Annotated in this window: 12 protein-coding genes; 2 read left to right on the forward strand and 10 right to left on the reverse strand. The window is 70.4% G+C overall.

Going from position 1 to position 20,000, the window contains the following annotated elements; genetic code table 11:
- Positions 1–187: 187 nt before the first annotated feature.
- Positions 188–886 carry a thymidine kinase gene (locus ABD716_RS06095; protein WP_344774874.1) on the reverse strand — a complete coding sequence of 233 codons (699 nt, stop codon included), beginning with the start codon at positions 884–886 and terminating at the stop codon, positions 188–190.
- A gap of 62 nt (positions 887–948) precedes the next feature.
- On the opposite strand from ABD716_RS06095, the gene ABD716_RS06100 reads away from it, so the two are divergent.
- A complete protein-coding gene (locus ABD716_RS06100) occupies positions 949–1,515 on the forward strand; it encodes a YbhB/YbcL family Raf kinase inhibitor-like protein (protein ID WP_344774876.1) in 567 nt (188 codons plus the stop codon).
- A 7-nt stretch (positions 1,516–1,522) separates the two neighbouring features.
- Here the strand turns inward: ABD716_RS06100 and ABD716_RS06105 are convergent, their stop codons facing one another.
- From ABD716_RS06105 to ABD716_RS06125, 5 genes are all read right to left on the reverse strand, one after another.
- Positions 1,523–3,262 (reverse strand): Rv2578c family radical SAM protein, encoded by a 1,740-nt coding sequence (locus ABD716_RS06105; protein WP_344774878.1) that lies wholly within the window; start codon positions 3,260–3,262, stop codon positions 1,523–1,525.
- A gap of 77 nt (positions 3,263–3,339) precedes the next feature.
- Positions 3,340–4,110 carry an SDR family NAD(P)-dependent oxidoreductase gene (locus ABD716_RS06110; RefSeq protein ID WP_344774880.1) on the reverse strand — a complete coding sequence of 257 codons (771 nt, stop codon included), beginning with the start codon at positions 4,108–4,110 and terminating at the stop codon, positions 3,340–3,342.
- A 60-nt stretch (positions 4,111–4,170) separates the two neighbouring features.
- Entirely contained in the window at positions 4,171–5,640 is a 1,470-nt protein-coding gene (mqo, locus tag ABD716_RS06115) for a malate dehydrogenase (quinone) (protein ID WP_344774882.1), read from the reverse strand.
- 60 nt (positions 5,641–5,700) lie between these two features.
- Positions 5,701–6,762, reverse strand: coding sequence for an aspartate-semialdehyde dehydrogenase (locus tag ABD716_RS06120; protein WP_344774884.1), 1,062 nt, complete (start codon positions 6,760–6,762; stop codon positions 5,701–5,703).
- A gap of 99 nt (positions 6,763–6,861) precedes the next feature.
- Positions 6,862–8,166: an aspartate kinase gene (locus ABD716_RS06125; protein ID WP_344774886.1), complete on the reverse strand. Its 1,305-nt coding sequence runs from the start codon at positions 8,164–8,166 to the stop codon at positions 6,862–6,864.
- Positions 8,167–8,300: 134 nt separating this feature from the next.
- On the opposite strand from ABD716_RS06125, the gene ABD716_RS06130 reads away from it, so the two are divergent.
- The gene (locus ABD716_RS06130) at positions 8,301–9,386 is read left to right on the forward strand and encodes an NAD(P)/FAD-dependent oxidoreductase (RefSeq protein WP_344774888.1); all 1,086 of its coding nucleotides are present in this window, start codon (positions 8,301–8,303) and stop codon (positions 9,384–9,386) included.
- Positions 9,387–9,700: 314 nt separating this feature from the next.
- On the opposite strand, the gene recR is transcribed toward ABD716_RS06130, so the two are convergent.
- The 4 genes from recR to ABD716_RS06150 form a co-directional block, all read right to left on the reverse strand.
- A complete protein-coding gene (gene recR, locus ABD716_RS06135; protein WP_344774890.1) occupies positions 9,701–10,300 on the reverse strand; it encodes a recombination mediator RecR in 600 nt (199 codons plus the stop codon).
- Entirely contained in the window at positions 10,300–12,882 is a 2,583-nt protein-coding gene (locus tag ABD716_RS06140) for a DNA polymerase III subunit gamma and tau (protein WP_344774892.1), read from the reverse strand. Before ABD716_RS06140 ends, recR begins: the two co-directional genes overlap by 1 nt.
- Positions 12,883–13,048: 166 nt before the next feature.
- Complete coding sequence (locus ABD716_RS06145) at positions 13,049–18,427, reverse strand: IPT/TIG domain-containing protein (protein ID WP_344774894.1); 5,379 nt, start codon at positions 18,425–18,427, stop codon at positions 13,049–13,051.
- Positions 18,428–18,773: 346 nt separating this feature from the next.
- Positions 18,774–19,967 (reverse strand): acetate/propionate family kinase, encoded by a 1,194-nt coding sequence (locus ABD716_RS06150; RefSeq protein WP_344774896.1) that lies wholly within the window; start codon positions 19,965–19,967, stop codon positions 18,774–18,776.
- Positions 19,968–20,000: the final 33 nt, after the last annotated feature.

Raw genomic sequence — 20,000 nt, forward strand, 5'->3', positions numbered from 1 at the left:
GACTCCTCGGGCTGACGAGCGGGGAAGGCAGCAGGTGTACCGCTCGGTCTATTCAGTCAAAGCCGTGCGAACGGGTCAATACTGAAAATGCGCCCAGTTCAGGGGTTTTGCGCTCAGTAGTGCCCCCACAACGGGGCAGTCCGAACGGGCATCCCTCGCCCCTGCCCCTGCACCCCGCCCGATGCGCTCACATGAAGTCGGCGTCGGGCGCGTCGGCGTATGCCGGCGCCGCGCCGCCCGGCCAATGGCGGCGGCCGTTGTTGAGGGTGCCGTGCGATTCCTGCAGGTAGCAGAGCCCGCACAGCGATTCGTAGGTGACGGATGCCTGCGGCGCGCCCTCCCCCGCGCCCTCATCGATCGCGACCTGCGCCCCGTCGAAGACGTACTCGCCGCCCACGACGCGCGCGTTGAAGATCGCCTTCCGGCCGCAGCGGCAGATGGTCTTGAGCTCTTCGACCGAGTGCGCGATCTCGAGCAGGCGGCGGCTACCCGGGAAGGCCACCGTCTGGAAGTCGGTGCGGATGCCGTAGGCGAGCACCGGGACGTCTTCGAGCAGCGCGATGCGCAGCAGATCGTCGACCTGCGCCTCGGTGAAGAACTGCGCCTCGTCGATGAGGAGCGCGCTCACGTCCCGCCCGCTGCCGCCCAGGGTGCGACTGCGGTGCTGCTGGAAGCGCAGGTAGATGTCGTCGGTCGCATCGACGGTGAAGTCGACCTCGCGCGTGAGACCGAGCCTGCTGACGATCTGGTCGTCGCCCTTGGTGTCGAGCGCCGGCTTCGCGATCAGGACGTTGTGGCCGCGTTCCTCGTAGTTGAACGCCGCCTGAAGCAGCGCGGTGCTCTTGCCGCTGTTCATCGCCCCATAGCGGAAGTAAAGCTTCGCCATCCCTTCATCGTATGGGCGCGGCGTCTGAGGTGTGCCCGTAAGGGACCGGGCAGACTTGGCTCATGCCCGCTAATCCCCTCGGCCGCGCTCTGCGCGGCCGCCGTGCCGGTCACCACACCCTCGTCTGGGCGCGCCCAGAGCTCAGCGCTCCTGAGGGATTCGCGCTCACAAGCCCCGCCTTCGAGCACAATGAAGCGATCCCCGAGCGGTTCAAGGGCAAGATGTTCGGCGCGACTCCGTCGCCCGCGATCGCCTGGACCGAGCCGCCGGCCGAGGCGGCCGAGCTCGTGCTGATCGTGCAGGACCCCGACGTTCCGATGGGCAAGCCCGCGACTCACGCGCTGGCCGCCGGTATCGACCCGGCACTCGGAGGGATCGCGGAGGGCGGCCTCGCCAACCCGAGCCCCGTCGCCGACGTCGTCTACGGCAAGGGTGCCTTCGGCAAGCTCGGCTGGGTCGGCCCGATGCCGCCGCGCTCGCACGGCCCGCACGCCTACGTCTTCCAGCTGTTCGCGCTCGACCGGAAGCTGTCGCTCACCGAAGGGTTCTCGCTCGAGGATGCCCTGCGGGCCATGGCGGGGCACGTCATCGCCCGCGCTCGGCTCGACGGCATCTACGAGGCGGTGTAGCGCTCCGTCAGAACAGCGTCGGCTCGGGGGCGACGCTCGCGGCATCCGTCTCTTCGAAGAAGACGAGCGGCGTGCGGCGTTCGCCGTCGGCGTCGATGCGGCTTGCGCGGCCGCGCCCCGGCCGTCCCGCTCGCGGAGTCGCCCGCGCTGCGCCGCCGATCGCGTCGCTCTTTGCCAGCGCCGACGAGTCGACACCACCGGTGACGAGGTCTTCGCGACCACGGACCATGCCGTGCTTCGCGATGAGCGGCTTGATGCGGCGGGCGAGCCACTGCCGGTACTCCTTCGGGGCGTAAGTGCGCCCTTCTGGGTACAGCTCGGCATACTTCGCCAGCAGCTCGGGGTGCTCGCGCTCGAGCCAGAAGTTGAACCACTCCTTGACGCCGGGCTTCAGGTGCAGCGCGGTGTACAGCACGCTCGTCGCCCCCGAGGCCTTGACCTGCTCGAGCGCGTAGTCGAGGTGCTCGGTTGTGTCCGTCAGGAACGGCAGGATCGGCATCATGAAGACGCTGCAGTCGAGCCCCGCATTGCGCACCGCGGTGACCGTGGCGAGTCGCTCTTTCGCGCGTGGGGTCCCAGGCTCGACCGACTGCTGCAGCTCGTCATCGTAGATCGCGATCGACATCGCGACATCGACGGGCACGTGCTCAGCCGCTTCCTTCAGCAGCGGCAGATCGCGGCGCAGCAGCGTGCCCTTGGTCAGGATCGAGAACGGCGTGCGCGCCTCGGTCAGCGCCCGAATGATCTCGGGCATCAGCTTGTAGCGCCCTTCCGCGCGCTGGTACGGGTCGGTATTCGTTCCGAGCGCGACCGGATGCCTGTTCTGCTGCCACTTCGGCCGCGCAAGTTCCCGCCGCAGCACTTCGGCGACGTTCACCTTGACGATGATCTGCGAGTCGAAGTCGCGCCCCACATTGAGCTCGAGGTACTTGTGCGTCGGCCTGGCAAAGCAGTTGTGACTCACGACGCCGTTGGCGATGAAATCACCGGTCTCGGTCGTGATGTCGATCATGTCCTGAACCTCACCCAGGTCCTCGATCGACACGATGCGCAAGTCGGCGTCAGATTTCACTGCGGCGCCCTCGAGCGCGAGCTTGCGTGTGATCGCCGGCTCGGTCATGCGGAAGAAGCGGTCTCGAGCCGCCAGCCCGCCGAGAAGCCGAAGTTGAGAGACGCCGTTCGGTCGCGGAGCCTCGCGGATGCCGGCGCCGAAGCCCATCAGCTTGTTGCTCCGAGTGAGGTACGGTCGCTGCCCGTTGCCCGGCGCGTCGGCCACGTACTTCCAGCCGCGCTCGGTAAGAAAGCGATGGTCCCCGCTCGCCACCAGTTCGGTGCCGTCCGCCAGGGTGATGCGGTACGCGCGTTTCCGCGTGTCCCACTTGGCACTAACGCGCGACCGTGCGTAGCGCCGGTACGAGCCCACCGTGCGGGTTCCGATCACCTCGTCGCCGACCTTGACCATCCACAACGGCACCTGCCGGCCGTCAGCCATCAGAATCGACGTCTCGGGGCTCAGGCAATAGCTGCACGCATGGGAACAGCCCCTGTAGGGGTTGATCGTCCAGGCGTAGGGCATTACCTTCGAGCCGCCTGGCACCTGGTTCAGCGCCGATTTCGCCAGGATCTCGTGGAACACGATTCCGTCGAACTCCGGCGTGCGCACCGTGCGCACCAGATTGTTCAGCTTCGCGAGGCCCGGCAGCGCGTCGTCGGACTCGACCCCGAGCTCTTGGTTCTCCCACCGCATTCATCCATTAGAACACAGATTCGATTTGAGTGTTGGCAATTTTCGAACATGTGTATAACCGGTGGAGAACTCGCCTACTACCCGTCCTCGCCCCAGATCGGGCCGCCGAGCAGCTGCAGGGGCCCCGCGAGCGAGCCGCCGTCGACCGGCAGCGTGACGCCGGTGATCCATGCGGCGTCGTCCGAGGCCAGGAACGCGATCGCCGCCGCGATGTCGGAGGGCAGCCCGACCCGCCCGAGCGGATACATCTTCACCACGGGGTCGGCGCCGCCCGGACGCTCGGTCCACACCCGCGTGAGCACTGTGCCCGGCGCGACCACGTTGATGCGCACTCCGCGCGGCCCCAGCTCGACCGCGAGATTCCGAGCGAGCAGCGACAGCCCCGCCTTGGCCGCGGCGTAGGCCGGCTCGCCGTAGGCCGCGACGCCGTTCACCGAGCCGACGAGCACGATCGCGCCCCGGCTCTGCACCAGGGCAGCGCGGCACGCACGGATCACGCGCATCGGCCCGTGCAGATTGAGGTCGACGGTCGAGAGCCAGTGCTCCTCAGCAAGTCCATCGGCAGACGCCGTGTCGCCGCCCGCGACCTGCGCGAGCGCGTCGATGCGCCCGAAGCGCTCGAGCACGCCGGCGACCGCGGCATCGACGGATGCCGCATCGAGCAGATCGCAGGGGAAGACGGCGCAGCGCGAAGCATCCGATCGCCCCGAAACCCACGACTGCGCGCGCGCAGGGTCCGCGTCGAGCACGGCGACCGAGCCGCCTTCGTCAAGCATCCGCTCGGCCGTTGCCCGCCCGATGCCCTGCGAGCCGCCGGTCACGACGACGATCTTGTCGGTGAACCTCATGAGGTCACCGTAGCGATCGCGAGCGTTTTGAGACGCGGCGCTCCTGGGCGAGCGGGAGTGCTAGCGGGGCAGGCCGAGCACCCGGGCCGTGCGCTCCATGGTCGCGCGCGCGAGCTCGGGGTCGTTGTCGAGGGACTCGCCGAGCGTCGGGATGAGGTCCTTCAGCTGCGCCTGCCACGCCCCCGAGTACTCGGTCGGGAAGCAGGTCTTGAGCACATCGAGCATGATCGACACCGCGGTCGAGGCGCCCGGCGAGGCGCCGAGCAGGCCGACGATGGTGCCGTCCTTGTGGGCGATCACCTCGGTGCCGAACTGCAGGACGCCGCCCTTCTTGGCATCCTTCTTGATCACCTGGGCGCGCTGGCCCGCGGTGATCAGCTCCCAGTCGGCGGGCTTGGCCGTGGGCATGAACTTCTTCAGTTCGGCGAACTTGCCCTTCTTGGTGAGCAGCAGCTGGCCGATCAGGTACTTGAGCAGCACGAGGTTGTCGAGCGCGACGCGCAGGTACGGCCCGATGTTCGACGCGCGCAGGCCCGCGGGCAGGTCGAGCACGCTGCCGTACTTCAGGAACTTGGGGTCGGCGCCTGCGTAGGGGCCGAACAGCAGCGACGCCTCGCCGTCGACGACGCGCTTGTCGAGGTGCGGCACGCTCATGGGCGGCGCACCGGCCTCGGCCTGCGAGTACACCTTGGCGTCGTGCTTGGCCACGACGTCGGGGTTCGTCGTCTTGTAGAACTGGCCGGAGATCGGGAAGGTGCCGTAGCCCTTGGCCTCGGGGATCCCGGCGCTCTGCAGCACCTTGAGCGCCCAGCCGCCGGCGCCGACGAACACGAAGCGCGCGTCGAGCTGCACCGTGGTCTGGCGCACGAGCTCGCGCACCTTGAGCCGCCACAGCCCGTCGGAGCGCTTCTTGATGCCCCGCACCTCGGAGTTCAGCCGCAGCTCGGCGCCGTCGGCCACGAGGTTGTCGATCAGCTTCTTGGTCAGCGCGCCGAAGTTGACGTCGGTGCCCGCGATGGAGCGCGTCGCCGCGAACTTCTCGCTCTTGTCGCGCCCGCGCATGAGCAGCGGAGCCCACTTCATGACCTCGGCGCGGTCCTCGCTGTACTCGAGCTCCTCGAAGAGCACGTGCTTGGTCAGCGTCTCATGGCGCTGGCGCAGGTAGTCGATGTCCCCCGGCTTGCGCACGAACGTCATGTGGGGCGCGGGATTGATGAAGTCGGATGGCTGACCCAGCACGCCCTCTTCCACGAGCTTCGCCCAGAACTGGCGGCTCTGCTGGAACTGCTCGTTGATCTGGATCGCCTTCGCCGGGTCTGCCGGGTTCGGCATGTAGTTGAGCTCGCACAGCGCGCTGTGACCGGTGCCCGCGTTGTTCCACGGGTTCGAGCTCTCTTCCGCGACGGCGCCGAGGCGCTCGACGATCACGATCGACCAGTCGGGCCTCACCCGCTTCAGGAAGGTTCCGAGCGTGGCGGACATGATGCCGCCACCGATCAAGACCACGTCAACGGGGGCTCTATCGCTCACCCGCCCATCCTATCTGTCTCGAGATCGAGACACTTTCAGGGCGCCGCGTGACCCGCGACCCTACGCCGCGACCGTGCGCCTGGCCGCGACGAGCTCGGCGATCTGCACGGCGTTGAGCGCCGCGCCCTTGCGCAGGTTGTCGTTCGAGACGAAGAACGCGAGGCCGCGCCCGGCGGGAGCGCCCTCGTCGGCGCGGATGCGGCCGACGAACGACGGGTCCTGACCGGCGGCCTGCAGCGGCGTCGGGATGTCGGCGAGCACGACCCCCGGGGCATCCGCCAGCAATTCGGTGGCACGCTCGGGCGTGAGCGGCCGCTCGAACTCGGCGTTCACCGACAGCGAGTGCCCCGTGAACACCGGAACGCGCACGCAGGTGCCGGACACGAGCAGCTCGGGCAGCTCGAGGATCTTGCGGCTCTCGTTGCGCAGCTTCTTCTCTTCGTCGGTCTCGTTCAGCCCGTCGTCGACGAGATTGCCCGCGAACGGGATCACGTCGAACGCGATCGGCCGCTTGTAGACCTGCGGCTCGGGCAGGGTCACCGCTGCCCCGTCATGCACGAGGTCGAGCAGGTGATCGGATGCCAGCGCTGCACGCGCCTGGTCGGCGAGCTCCTCGGCGCCCTTCAGCCCCGACCCGGACACCGCCTGGTACGTCGAGACGATGAGGCGGCTGAGCCCGGCCTCGCGGTCGAGCACCTTCAGCACGGGCATGATCGCCATGGTCGTGCAGTTCGGGTTGGCGATGATGCCCTTGACCGCCTCGTCGATCGCATGCGGGTTCACCTCGGAGACGACGAGAGGCACCTCGGGGTCCATGCGCCACGCGCTCGAGTTGTCGATGACGAGCGCTCCCGCTGCGGCGAAGCGCGGGGCCGCGGCACGGCTGCCCGTGGCGCCCGCCGAGAACAGCGCGATGTCGATGCCCGACGGGTCGGCCGTCTCGACGTCCTCGACGACGATCTGCTCGCCCTTGAACTCGAGGGTCGTGCCGGCCGAGCGCGCGGTAGCGAAGAAGCGAATGCTCGCGATCGGGAACTCGCGCTCGGCGAGCAGGCGGCGCATCACCGCGCCGACCTGGCCGGTGGCGCCGACGACGGCGACGTGGAATCCGTTGGTGCTCATGTGCTTCTCGATTCGGTTCGTGCGGGTTTCAGTGCCCCGGGCCGACGTTTGCGCCCCGCGTTGTAGGTGCGAACGTCGGGCGGGGGCGCAAAAGTCCGGTCAGCGGCCGGTGCCGGCGTAGACGACGGCGGTGTCGGAGCCGTCGAGGCCGAAAGCGGTGTGCACCACGCGGGCGGCCTCGGCCAGCACGTCGGCGCGGGTGACGACCGAGATGCGGATCTCGGAGGTCGAGATCATGCCGATGTTGATTCCGGCCTCGGCGAGGCAGCGGAACAGCCGGGCGGAGACGCCGGTGTTGGTGCGCATTCCCGCGCCGACCAGCGCGAGCTTGCCGATCTGGTCGTCGTACTGCAGCGACTGGAATCCGATCACGCCCTGCTCGGCGCGCAGCGCCTGCAGCACCTTCTGGCCGTCGGCCTTGGGCAGCGTGAACGAGATGTCGGTGAGGCCGGTCGCGGCGGCCGACACGTTCTGCACGATCATGTCGACGTTGGCGCTGGCCTTCGCGACGGTGTCGAAGATGGCCGCGGCCTTGCCGAGCACGTCGGGCACGCCGACGACGGTGATCTTGGCCTCGGTCAGGTCGGTGGCGACACCGGAGATGATGGGCTCTTCCACAGTTCCGTTCTCCTGCATTTCGCGCTGGATGCGCTCGGCGGTCTCGGCGGCCGTCTCGTTGACGACCAGGGTGCCCTCGCTGTTGTTGAACGAGGAGCGCACGTGCAGCGTCACGCCATGACGCCGCGCGTACTCGACGGCGCGGATGTGCAGCACCTTCGCACCGGCTGCCGCGAGCTCGAGCATCTCTTCGCTCGAGATCGTGTCGATCTTCTTCGCCAGCGGCACGATGCGGGGGTCCGAGGTGAAGATGCCGTCGACGTCGGTGTAGATCTCGCAGACGGTCGCGCCGAGCGCTGCCGCGAGCGCGACGGCCGTGGTGTCGCTGCCGCCGCGGCCGAGCGTCGTGGTGTCGCCCGTCTCGGTGTTGAAGCCCTGGAAACCGGCGACGATCGCGATCGCGCCCTCGTCGAGCGCCTCGCGGATGCGGCTCGGGGTGACGTCGACGATGCGCGCCGCGCCGAACCGGTTGTCGGTGATCATGCCGGCCTGGTAGCCGGTGAAGCTGCGGGCGTCGTAGCCCATCGTTCCGATCGCCATGGCGAGCAGGGCCATCGAGATGCGTTCGCCGCTCGTGAGCAGGATGTCGAGCTCGCGCGGCTCGGGCAGGGGCGTGACCTCGTGCGCCAGATCGAGCAACTCGTCGGTCGTGTCGCCCATCGCGCTGACGGCGACGACCACCTCGTTGCCGGCCTTGCGCGTCTCGACGATGCGCTTGGCGACGCGCTTGATGCTCTCGGCGTCGGCGACAGAGCTGCCGCCGTACTTCTGCACGATCAGCGCCACGGGCTCTCCTACTGCGTGTCTCGGGGCTCTGGGTGATTCCAGGGATTCCGCCCATTCTACGGTGGGTTTCCGGCGTGTTTCGCCGGGTCGGTGAGCCTCGTTTCGCCGCGTGACATCGGGGTTAGCGTGGCGCCATGAGCACATCGCGTGTGGTGGTTCTGGGTGCCGGTATCGCGGGCGCGGCGACTGCGTTCGGGCTCGCCCGACGCGGCGTGTCGGTCGTGGTCGTCGATGCGGGTCTCGAGGGGCGGGCGACGGATGCCGGCGCCGGAATCATCCAGCCCTGGTCGGTGTCCCGCGGGGGCGCCTTCTATCAGCTCTACGCAGACGGTGCGGCGTTCTACCCGTCGTTCGTCTCGGCGCTGACGGGTCACGGTGCGCCCGACATCGGGTACCGCCGCGTCGGCTCCCTGATCCTTTCCGCGGACGAGGCCGAGCTCGACGCCGTCGAGGAGCGTCTTGCGGCCCGCGCCGCGGATGCCCCGGCGATGGGGGCGGTGCAGCGGCTCCGCCAGGGCGAGGCCCTCGCCCGCTTCCCGCTGCTCGATCCGACGCACTCCGCCGTGTGGATCGAGGGCGGCGGCCGCGTCGACGGCCGCCTGCTGCGCGCGGGCCTGCTCGCGGCAGTGCGCAAGCTGGACGGCATGGTCGTGACGGATGCCGCGACGCTCGAGCCCACCGACGACGGATTCCGCGTGGTCGTCGGCGTCGGCGAGGCCCTCGTGGCCGACGCCGTCGTCGTGGCATGCGGCGCCTGGTCGTCCTCCGTGCTCGCGCCTCTCGGCGTCTCGGTGCCGGTCGAGCCGCAGAAGGGCCAGATCCTGCACCTCAGGGTCGACGCGGATACCTCGAGCTGGCCCGTCGTGCACCGGGTCAGCTCGTCGCACTACCTGCTCGCCTTCGACGGCGGCCGCATCGTCGCCGGCGCCACGCGCGAGTTCGGCAGCGGGTTCGACACGCGCGTCACCGCCTTCGGCGTGCAGGAACTGCTGCGCAACGCACTGGTCGCGGCCCCCGGACTGTCGGATGCCGAGATCATCGAGACCCGCGTCGGGCTGCGCCCCCTTCCGCTCTCGAACTCGCAGGAGCCCGTGGTGCGCCGGCTCGACGTCGGCGGCTCTGTGCCGCTGTGGGTCAACGCCGGCTTCGGCGCCGCGGGCCTCACGATGGGCCCGCTGGTCGGCGACCGGCTCGCGGCCGAGATCGTCAGCGCCCTCTAGCCGCCACGCTGGTCGACTCGGCGAAGCCCGCCACGCTGGTCGACTCGGCGAAGCCGAATGGAGACCCGACTGTGACGCCGGATTCCTGGCGCCGCGGTCGCCCGCGCGCAATGCTCACCGCATGAGGTGGGCACATCACCCCGATTCCAACTCGCCCAAGTTGCCGCGTTTTGTACGGTTCGGGATTCCCGTCATCGCCGCCGCGGTGATCTTCATCGCGGTCCTCGTGATGCAGTCGATCACGGGTGGTGGCGGGTGTACTGTGCCGCGCATCAGGTGCGGTTCACCGTCGTGGGCTGAGGAACGGCGCCGGGTCACCCCACGACGACGCGGCGGCCCTCGAAGGCGCGGCCGAGGGTGACCTCGTCGGCGTACTCGAGGTCGCCGCCGACCGGAAGGCCGGAGGCGAGGCGGCTCACCCGGATCTCGAGGGTCTTCAGCAGCCGGCTCAGGTAGGTCGCGGTCGCCTCGCCCTCGAGGTTGGGGTCGGTGGCGATGATGACCTCTTCGACGGTGCCGTCGGCGAGGCGCTGCATGAGCTGCCGGATGCGTAGGTCGTCGGGCCCGACGCCGTCGATCGGGCTGATCGCCCCGCCGAGCACGTGGTAGAGACCGCGGAACTCGCGGGTGCGCTCGATCGCGACGACGTCTTTCGCCTCTTCGACGACGCAGATCAGCGACTGGTTGCGGCGCGGGTCGCGGCAGATCGAGCACAGCTCCTGCTCGGAGACGTTGCCGCACTGCTCGCAGAAGCGCACCTTGTCGCGCACCGCGAGCAGCGTCTCGGCGAGCTTGGTCACGTCGAACGACTCGGTCTGCAGGATGTGGAACGCGATGCGCTGCGCCGACTTCGGGCCGATGCCGGGCAGGCGGCCGAGCTCGTCGATCAGGTCTTGGACGATGCCCTCGTACATCAGCGGCCGCCGTTCTCAGGCAGCTGCTGCTCTTCGATGAACCGCGCGTTGAGGATCTCGCGCACGACGGCCTCGCCGTAGCGCTGCGAACTGGGCGCCGCGGCGAAGCTCGGGCCCTTGCGCGGCGCGGCGCGCTCCGTCGGTGGAGTAGCTCGCTCTGCGACCGTGTCGAGCCCGTTTTCCGCACGGGGCGGCGTGGGCGCCGACGGCGCGGTCGTGCCGCTCACGACGGGCCCCGCATCGGGGTCTTCCTCGAAGCTCGGGGCGTCGTCGTCGGACGGCGCGACCGTCGACCACCCCTCGTCGTCGACGGCCGGCGCGACAGGCGACCAGCCGTCGTCGACGCTCGCCGAGACGGCGGATGCCTCGGCCCGCACCTCTTCCTTCGGAAGCGGCGGCACCGCCTGCAGCTTCGGGCGCTCGTGCACGGCGGGCGCCTCGGCCGTCTGCGGAGCGGTCGCCGCCCCTCCGCCGCCGGGGATCGCCACGGTGGCCCACGTCGTGACCGGGCCGCTGTCTTGCGGCGGGTTGGACACGACCGTGAGCCGCGGCGCCTGCGACTCGGCGTGCGGACGTTCCTGAGCAGACGCCTGCGGCTGTGCGGGCGCCGGGGATGGAGCAGGCGACTGCGCCGAGCGCGAAGCGGGCGCCGCGGTGCTCGCCGACGGCGCCTCGACGCGCGCCCCGGGGGCGGAGCCGACCGCCGCCTCGGGGGCTGCGGGCTGCGATGCTGCGGGGGTCGGCGGCGCGGCCGGCGCCGTCACCCCGAATCCCTCGGCCTTGAGGCTCTGCGCGAAGTCGGTGGCGGTCTTCGCGACGAACTTGACGCGCACGCCGAGCACCTTCTGGATCGCCTCGCGCAGCACATCGCTCACGTTCTGTGTGGCGCCCGGCTGCGGGCGGAAGCTCGCGATGTCGTTCTCGCTCGGGAACGTCAGCGTGAGCACGTCGTTCTCGTACTTGCGCACCGTGGCCGTCACGACGACGAGCCACGCGTTCATCTTCACGGCCTTAACCGCGTCGAGGATCTGCGGCCAGGCGTCTTTCACGAGCTGCAGGGTGACCGGGCCGATGGGCGCGCCCGGCTGAGCGGGCGCAGCAGGCACCGGGGATGCCCCAGGCTGCGGCGCCGGCTGCCCCGTCGGCCGAGTAGGCCGCTCTGCGGCCGTATCGGGCCCTTTTTCCGGCGCGGCACTGACAGCGGCAGGTTCTTCGTCGACCCCCGTGACCCCGGGCGTCGCCCAGCCCCCTGCGGCGGCGGGGGCGGCGGGCGCGGGCGGAGCGGGCGTGGGCGCGGGCGAGGCCGGAGTCTCTTGCGAGGAAGGGGTCTCGATACGCGCGGCAGGCCGCGCTACTCGACCATCGGAGGAGGCGGCAGGCCGCACTGATTGACCATCGGAAGCGGGTGCCGGTGCGGCATCCGTCACGCCGACGCGACGCTCGAGGCGCTCGACGCGCGCCAGCGAGCCGGCCTCGTCGGCGGAGGGCACGAGGGCACGAGCGATCATCAGTTCGAGGTGCAGGCGAGGCGAGGTGGCGCCCGACATCTCGGTCAGGGCGGCATTCACGATGTCGGCGATGCGCGACAGCTCGGCCGCGCCGAAGGTGCGCGCCTCGGCGCCCATGCGCTCGAGCTCATCGGCGGGGGTGCCACGCAGCACCGCCGCCGCCCGGTCGGGGCCGGCCGCGGCGATGATGATGAGATCGCGCAGGCGCTCGAGCAGGTCTTCCACGAAGCGGCGCGGGTCCTGACCCGTCTGAATGACCCGGTCGACGGCAGAGAATGCGGTCGAGGAATCCCTCGCGGCCATGGCCTCGACGACCTCGTCGAGCAGCGCGGAGTGCGTGTAGCCGAGCAGCGCGACGGCGCGCTCGTAGCCGATCTCGTCGCCCTCTGAGCCCGCGATGAGCTGGTCGAGCAGCGAGAGCGTGTCACGCGGCGAGCCGCCGCCCGCGCGCACGACGAGCGGCAGCACGCCGGGCGCGACCTTCATGCCCTCTTCGTCGGTGAGCTTCTGGACGTAGTCGAGCATCATCGCCGGGGGCACCAGCCGGAAGGGGTAGTGGTGCGTGCGCGAGCGGATCGTGCCGATGACCTTCTCGGGCTCGGTCGTAGCGAAGATGAACTTCACGTGCTCGGGCGGCTCTTCGACGATCTTGAGCAGCGCGTTGAACCCCGCCGAGGTCACCATGTGCGCCTCGTCGAGGATGAAGATCTTGTAGCGGTCGCGCGCGGGGGCGAACACCGCCCGCTCGCGGATGTCGCGCGCGTCGTCGACGCCGTTGTGGCTCGCCGCGTCGATCTCGACGACGTCGAGCGAGCCCTGGCCGCCGCGGCCCAGCTCGATGCAGCTGGGGCACGACCCGCAGGGCGTGTCGGTCGGCCCCTCTGCACAGTTCAGGCAGCGCGCGAGGATGCGCGCGCTCGTCGTCTTGCCGCACCCGCGCGGGCCGGAGAACAGATAGGCGTGGTTCACGCGGTTCGTTCGCAGCGCCGTCATCAGCGGCTCGGTCACCTGCGACTGGCCGATCATCTCGGCAAAGGTCTCAGGCCGGTAGCGGCGATAGAGGGCGGTAACCACGCCCCAATCGTAACGGCGGCCCCCGACATCCCGCCGGGTCCCCGGCCGGGTGTGGAGAACGCGACGAGGCGCGGAAGCGATATGCTCCCGCGCCCTCGTGCGCGCCGTGCCTGCCGGCCCGCGCCGCCTGACCTCTCGGCCCGGCGGCGCCCCTGGTTACGCCGCCTTACGCCTCCCGGCGCCGACGCCCGAGCATCACCCCGAGACCCGCCAGGATCGCGCCGATGCCCAGCACGATGCCCCCGAGCCACAGGTTCTGACCGGTGGTGGCCAGCGCCGAGCCCGAGCCGAGCCCGCTGCCGTTCGCGGCTGTCGCCGCCGCCGCCGCCGTCGCCTCATATGTATAGGTGGGGTCGGCGACGCCGCACGGAGTCGTCACGTAGACCTCGACCGTGCCGACGAGGTGCGGCGGCGTCACCGCGATGATCTCGGTGTCGCTCGCGACCGTGAACGAGGCCGCCGGCGTCTCGCCGAAGCTGACCGCCGTGGCGCCGGTGTACCCGGTGCCCGTCAGCACCGTGGTGGTGCCGCCGGTGTCGGGCCCGTGGTTCGGCGAGATCGACACCGACGTCGGGGTCGCGACGCACGCGTCGCGGGAGACGTAGGTGAAGACGACCGGGTCGGACGAGCCGCTCGGGGTCGTCACCACGATCTGCGCCGTGCCCGCGTCATGCGGCGGCATCGTGACAGTGATGGACCCGTCGGGGTTCTGCGTGAACGGCACATCGTCGCCGTCGACCGTCACCGAGGTCGCGTCGCCCAGGTCGTCGCCCGAGATCGTCACCTGCGTGCCGCCCGTCGTCGGCCCCTGGTCGGGGTCGATGCCGCTCACGGTCGGCGGTGGGCTGACGTAGGTGTAGCTCGCGGCAGGCGAGGACCCGGCGGCCGTGGTCACCACGATGTCGGCGTCGCCCGCGGCGTGCGGGGGCGTCGTGATGGTGATCGACCCGTCCGGGTTCTGCGTGAACGGCACGTCCTGCCCGTCGACCGTCACCTCGGTGGCGCCGTCGAGGTCGGCGCCCGAGATCGTGACCTCATCGCCCCCGGTCGTCGGCCCCGAGTCGGGGCTGAGGCCGGTGATCACCGGCCCGGCGACGTAGCTGAAGGTCTGGGCGCCGCTCGTGCCGCCCGGCGTCGTGACCGTCACGTCGACATCGCCCTCGGCGTGCGCGGGAGTGACGAACGTCAGCGAGCCGTCGGAGTTCACCGTGACGGATGCCGCGGGGATCGTGACTCCCCCGATCGTGACCGTCGTCTCGCCCGCCACGAAGCCGGAGCCCGAGATCGTGACCGTGGTGCCGCCCGTGGTCGGCCCCATGCTCGGCGACAGCGAGGTCGCCGTCGGCACCGGCACGTAGGTGAACGTCTGCGGCTCGCTATCGCCACCGGCCGTCGTCACCACGACCGGCGCTTCGCCCGCAGCGTGCGGCGGGGTCACGAGGGTGATCTGGGTGTCGGAGTCGACCGTGAAGGTGCTCACGTCGACCCCGTCCACCGTCACCGTGCTCGCCCCGGTGAAGCCCGAGCCGGTGAGCGTCACCGTGGTGCCGCCCGCGACCGGGCCGGAGTCCGGCGTCATGCCGGTGACGGCCGGTACCGCGATGTAGGTGAACGGCAGCGCACCCGTGGTGCCGCCCGGCGTCGTGACGGTGACGTCAGCCGCGCCCGCGGTGCCCGCCGGCGTCGTGAACGTCAGCGACGTGCCGTCGGAGCTCACCGTGACATCGGATGCCGGCACCGTCGTGCCCCCGATCGTGACAGTCGTCTCGCCTGGCACGAAGCCGCTGCCCGTGATCGTCACCGAGGTGCCCCCGGTCGCCGGCCCCTGGCTCGGCGAGAGCGTGTCGGCGGTCGGAACGGGCACATAGGTGAACTGCGGCGCATCGGCCGTGCCGCCCGGCGTCGTGACGGTGACGTCAGCCGCACCCGCGGCGCCCGCCGGCGTCGTGAACGTCAGCGACGTCCCGTCGGAGCTCACCGTGACATCGGATGCCGGCACCGTCGTGCCCCCGATCGTCACACTCGTCTCACCCGGCACGAACCCCGTGCCCGTGATCGTCACCTCGGTGCCGCCCGCGACCGGGCCGGAATCCGGCGACAGCGCACTCGCCGTCGGAACGGGCACGTAGGTGAACTGCGGCGCATCGGCCGTGCCACCCGGCGTCGTCACCGTGACGTCAGCCGCACCCGCGGCGCCCGCCGGCGTCGTGAACGTCAGCGACGTGCCATCGGAGCTCACCGTGACATCGGATGCCGGCACCGTCGTGCCCCCGATCGTCACACTCGTCTCGCCCGGCACGAACCCCGTGCCCGTGATCGTCACCTCGGTGCCGCCCGCGACCGGGCCGGAATCCGGCGACAGCGCACTCGCCGTCGGAACGGGCACATAGGTGAACGCCTCGGGGTTCGACGGGCCGCCCGCGGTGGTCACGATCACCTGCGTGTCGCCGGCCGCGTGCGGCGGGGTGACGAAGGTGATCTCGGTGTCGGACACCACGGTGAACGACGTCGCGGCGACGTTGTCGACCGTGACCGAGGTCGCATCGGTGAACCCCGTGCCGGTCAGTGTCACCGTCGTGCCGCCCGTGACCGGGCCCTCGTCAGGCGTCATGCCCGAGATCGCCGGAGCGGCGACATAGGTGTAGTCGAACGGCGGCGTGGTGCCGCCCGGCGCGGTCACCGTGACGGGAACCGAGCCCGGGTCGGTCGCCGCGGGCGTCACGAGCGTGATGTCGCCCGTGTCGGGGTCCTGCGTGAACGTCGGAGAGCCCGCCGGGGCATCCGGATCGCCCTCTGCGTAATACGTCGTGTCCCCGAAGTCGACCGAGGTCGCGCCGCCCAGGTCATCGCCCGAGATCGTCACGGTCTGGCCGCCCGCGAGCGGGCCCGAGTCGGGGCCGACCGAGGTGATGGCCGGCCCGGCGACGTAGTCGTAGTCGACGGGGGCGGATGTCCCGCCGGCGGTCGTCACCGTCACGTCGACGGTCTGCGCGTCTCCGGTCGACGACGCGGGGGTCACCAGCGTGATGTCGCCCGTGCCCGCGTCCTGCGTGAACGTCGGCGAACCCGCCGGGGCATCCGGGTCGCCCTCTGCGTAATACGTCGTGCCGCCGAAGTCGACCGAGGTCGCGCCGCCCAGGTCATCGCCCGAGATCGTCACCGTCTGGCCGCCCGCGATGGGGCCGGCCTCGGGCGAGATGCTCACGTTGCTCGGTGCCGCGACGTAGCTGTACGTCACCGGGTCGGAGGTTCCGGCCGGGTTCGTCACCGTCACATCGACGTCCCCCGCCGCTCCGGTCGGCGAGGCCGGCGTGACGAGCGTGATATCGCCCGTGTCGGCGTCCTGCGTGAAGGTCGGAGCGCCGGCCGGGGCATCCGGGTCATCGGCCGCGTAGTAGTCGACGCCGCCGAAGTCGACCACGGTCGCGCCGGCGAGCCCGTCACCCGAGATCGTCACGGTCTGACCGCCGTCGATCGGGCCCGCGGCGGGGTCGATCGCGAGGTTCGCGGGCACGTCGTAGTAGGTGTACGCGAGCGGTGCGGAGTCGCCGCCGGGGTTCGTGACGACCACCTGCACAGCCCCGGCCGCGTGGGCGGGCGTGTCGAGGGTGATCGTGTCGGCCTCGCTGTCATAGGTGAAGAACGGACCGGTGCCGCCGCTTCCCGCGGGCGAGTAGCTCGTGCCCGCGAAGTCGACCGCCGTCGCGGTGTCGAGGTTGTCGCCCGAGATCGTCACGGTCTGACCACCCGCCGACGGCCCGGCGTCCGGATCGATCGCGAGGTTCGCCGGCACCTCGTAATAGGTGTAGCTCGCCGGCTGCGAAGTGCCGGCCGGGTTCGTCACGACGACGTCCGCGGCGCCCGCGTCGTGCGCGGGCATGCTCGGGATGGTGAGGGTTCCGTCGCCGTTGTCGACGAAGTCGACCGTCTGCCCGTCGACCGTCACGCCGGTCGCGCCCGCGAGGCCCGTGCCCGAGATGGTGACGGATGTCCCACCCGTGGTCGGCCCGTGGTCGGGGTCGAGCGTCGTGATCACGGGAGCGACGACGTTCGGGCCGACCTGCGCGGTCGCCAGGTTGAGTTGCGCCGCCGTGCTGTTCAGCAGCGTGACCTGCAACGCGGTCTCGGTGGAGACGCCGGAGGTGTCGCCGCCGGTCTGGTGGTTCAGGGTGATGCCGACGACGTTGCCGAGCGCGCGCAGCACCGGGTCGAGCGCGGTCGTGACGCCCTGGATCAGGCCGTCGCTGCCGGTGATCGTGTCGGTGACGGTTCCGATCAGGCCGTTCACGACGCCGCCCACCAGCGTGTCGAGCGGCCCGCTCAACGCGGTCACGATCAGCCCCGCGAGCCCGCTGATCAGCCCGAAGGCGCCCGTGCTGCCGCCGGTGTTGACCGGCAGAGCGTTGCCCGCGGTGAGGTCGCCGAGCGTGGTGTCGATGCTGAGGGCGAACGCTCCGGTGAGCGGGTTGCCCGAGTCGAGCGTGCTGCTGATGTGCACACCGATGCCGTCGATCGCCTGGTTGATCGCGGTCACGAGGTTCGTGCCGAGCTGGTCGAGCAGGTCGTTGACGTCCTGCACGAGTGCGTTGAGGGTGTCGGCCGAGAGCACCGGGGTCTCGGGTGCGCGGTTGTTGAGGCCGCCGGCGAGCGCCGCGAGGTCGACGTCGATCGTGCCGGTCGCCGGGTTCAGCGTGACCGCGCCGTCGTTGCTCGTGAGGGTCTGGTTGAGAACCGTGTCGGCCGCGGCGCCGATGTCGCCCACCCCGGTGAGCGACACGTTGGTGTCGAAGTCGGCGCCGGCGACCGCCGTGAGCAGGCCGACCGTTCCGAGAGCCGTGTTCACGGTGTCGGTGATGGTGCCGGTCAAACCGTTGATCGTCGGCGTGACGGTGTTCGTGATCAGGTCGTCGACATCGCCGGTCAGTCCAGCGACGAGCTGCGAGTGCAGCTGCGCGTCGAGCGACGCCACGTTGTAGCTGCGGTCGAGCGTGGTCGCATCGGTGATGCTCGCGTCTGCGGACACGGCGCCCACTGAGACGGATGCCTGATCGATGGCGCTCGAGAGCCCGGCGTCGGCGAGCAGCGGCCCGAGGTCGATGAGCGCCGCGGTCGGGGTCGTGGTCTGGGCGTTGCCCACCGTGAGGCCGCCCGCGCTCTCGGCGACGCCCGAGTTGGCGTTCGACGTGCCGCCGGCTTCAGCCTGCGAGAACTGCGTCACCGCGCCGAGTTGGATGAGATCGCCGAGGGGCAGCGTGACCGAGCCGAGGTTGACGTCGACCGCGCTCAGCAGTGAGGGGTCGAGACCCGCCGAGTTGGGCCCCGGTTCGCTCGGGTAACCCGCCGTGCTGCCGCCCAGCCCGACGACCGAGTCGGTGTCGATCGCGCTCAGCAGCGACCCGCCCAGCACCTGCGCCGCGGCGTTCGAGGTGTCTCCTGGTGCGGCCTGCGCCGGCGCAGCCGTGAGCCCCACCACCCCGAGCGCCAGCACAGCCGACGTGACGAACGCCGCCGGCGCAAGCCGACGCTTTCCCCCTGAAACTCGCATGGCTCTTCTCCCCAAAGCCCATACGGTCGACCCCCGCACGCCTCAGCGTGTGCGGCTCCCCCGATGTGTGAATCTGTGCGACCCGCCCACGCGCCTCCCTGACGCCGGACCGGTTGGGACCCGACGCTAGCTGACATCTGTCTGCTAACGCCATGGCGTTAATTAAGTTTTCGCAACGCCACGCGAAGCAACGCGCGCGCCGACGGCGATCGCCGAGGGCGCGAAATGCCCCGCCGGAAGCGCCAGGGGCCGCACCGAGCGGCACCGGCCTCCGCGGGTGACGCTACCCCCGAACTGGGGGCGGAACAATCGTCCGCTCGCTGCGGCAGCGGATGCCGCGACGCGGCTATCTCGCCGCGATGACCTCGAACGTCTGTCGCGCGATCTCGAGTTCCTCGTTCGTCGGCACGACGAGCACGGTGACGGGCGAGGCGTCGGTCGAGATGACGCTGATTCCCGAACCGACGGCGGCGTTGCGCGCCGGGTCGAGCTCGATGCCGAGCCGTTCGAGGCCGCCCGCGGCGGCCGCGCGCACCTCGGCGCTGTGCTCGCCGATTCCGGCGGTGAACGAGATGACGTCGACGCCGCCGAGCAGCGCCTGATAGGCGCCGATGTAGAACTTCAGCCGATGCGCCACCACGGCGGCGGTCAGCTGCGCCCGCTCGTCCCCGTCGGCCGCGCGCGACTGCACGTCGCGCGAGTCGCCGAACCCCGAGAGGCCGAGCAGGCCGCTGCGCTTGTTGAGCAGCTCGTCGAGGTCGTCGATCGACAGCTTCGCCCGGCGCGCGAGGTGGAAGAGCACCGAGGCGTCGATATCGCCCGAGCGCGTGCCCATGACGAGGCCGGCGAGCGGGGTCATCCCCATGCTCGTCTCGACCGAGCGCCCGCCGTCGATGGCGCAGGCGCTCGCGCCGTTGCCGAGGTGCAGCACGATCTGTGTGAGCTCGTCGAGCGGCCGGCCGAGGAACTCGGCGGCCGCGCGCGAGACGTAGCGGTGCGAGGTGCCGTGGAAGCCGTACTTGCGCACGCGGTAGCGCTGCGCGAGCTCGGCGTCGATCGCGTAGGTATATGCCTCTGGCGGCATGGTCTGGTGGAATGCCGTGTCGAAAACCGCGACCATGGGCAGGCCGGGGAAGGACTTCTCGGCGGCATCGATGCCCTGCACGGCGCCCGGATTGTGCAGCGGGGCGAGGTCGGAGAGGTCCTCGATCTGGATCTTCACCACATGGTCGATCGGCGTCGGCTCGAAGAAGCGGGCGCCGCCGTGAACCACACGGTGGCCGATCGCGACCAGGTCGTGCTCGTCGAGCGACGGCCCGTGCGTGTCGAAGTCGTTGCGCATGATGCGGCACGCCTGGGCGTGGTCGCGCACGGCGAGATCCTTGTCGAAGCGCTGGCCGCCCACGCGGTGGCTGGCGTGTCCTTCCGCCTCGCCGATGCGCTCGATCAGCCCGCTGGCCAGGGTCTCTTCGGTCGCCATGTCGATCAGCTGGTACTTGAGCGACGACGAGCCGCTGTTGATGACGAGGATGCTGGGCATCTGATGTCTTCTCTCGAGGATGGGGTCTCGATA

The sequence above is a fragment of the Gryllotalpicola kribbensis genome (genome assembly GCF_039538245.1).
Lineage (GTDB): Bacteria > Actinomycetota > Actinomycetes > Actinomycetales > Microbacteriaceae > Gryllotalpicola > Gryllotalpicola kribbensis.

Excerpts from the sequence above, each read along its gene's own strand:
- ABD716_RS06095 (WP_344774874.1), bottom strand. The coding sequence starts at position 886 with ATGGCGAAGCTTTACTTCCGCTATGGGGCGATGAACAGCGGCAAGAGC.
- ABD716_RS06100 (WP_344774876.1), top strand. The coding sequence starts at position 949 with ATGCCCGCTAATCCCCTCGGCCGCGCTCTGCGCGGCCGCCGTGCCGGT.
- ABD716_RS06105 (WP_344774878.1), bottom strand. The coding sequence starts at position 3,262 with ATGCGGTGGGAGAACCAAGAGCTCGGGGTCGAGTCCGACGACGCGCTG.
- ABD716_RS06110 (WP_344774880.1), bottom strand. The coding sequence starts at position 4,110 with ATGAGGTTCACCGACAAGATCGTCGTCGTGACCGGCGGCTCGCAGGGC.
- ABD716_RS06120 (WP_344774884.1), bottom strand. The coding sequence starts at position 6,762 with ATGAGCACCAACGGATTCCACGTCGCCGTCGTCGGCGCCACCGGCCAG.
- ABD716_RS06130 (WP_344774888.1), top strand. The coding sequence starts at position 8,301 with ATGAGCACATCGCGTGTGGTGGTTCTGGGTGCCGGTATCGCGGGCGCG.
- recR (WP_344774890.1), bottom strand. The coding sequence starts at position 10,300 with ATGTACGAGGGCATCGTCCAAGACCTGATCGACGAGCTCGGCCGCCTG.
- ABD716_RS06145 (WP_344774894.1), bottom strand. The coding sequence starts at position 18,427 with ATGCGAGTTTCAGGGGGAAAGCGTCGGCTTGCGCCGGCGGCGTTCGTC.
- ABD716_RS06150 (WP_344774896.1), bottom strand. The coding sequence starts at position 19,967 with ATGCCCAGCATCCTCGTCATCAACAGCGGCTCGTCGTCGCTCAAGTAC.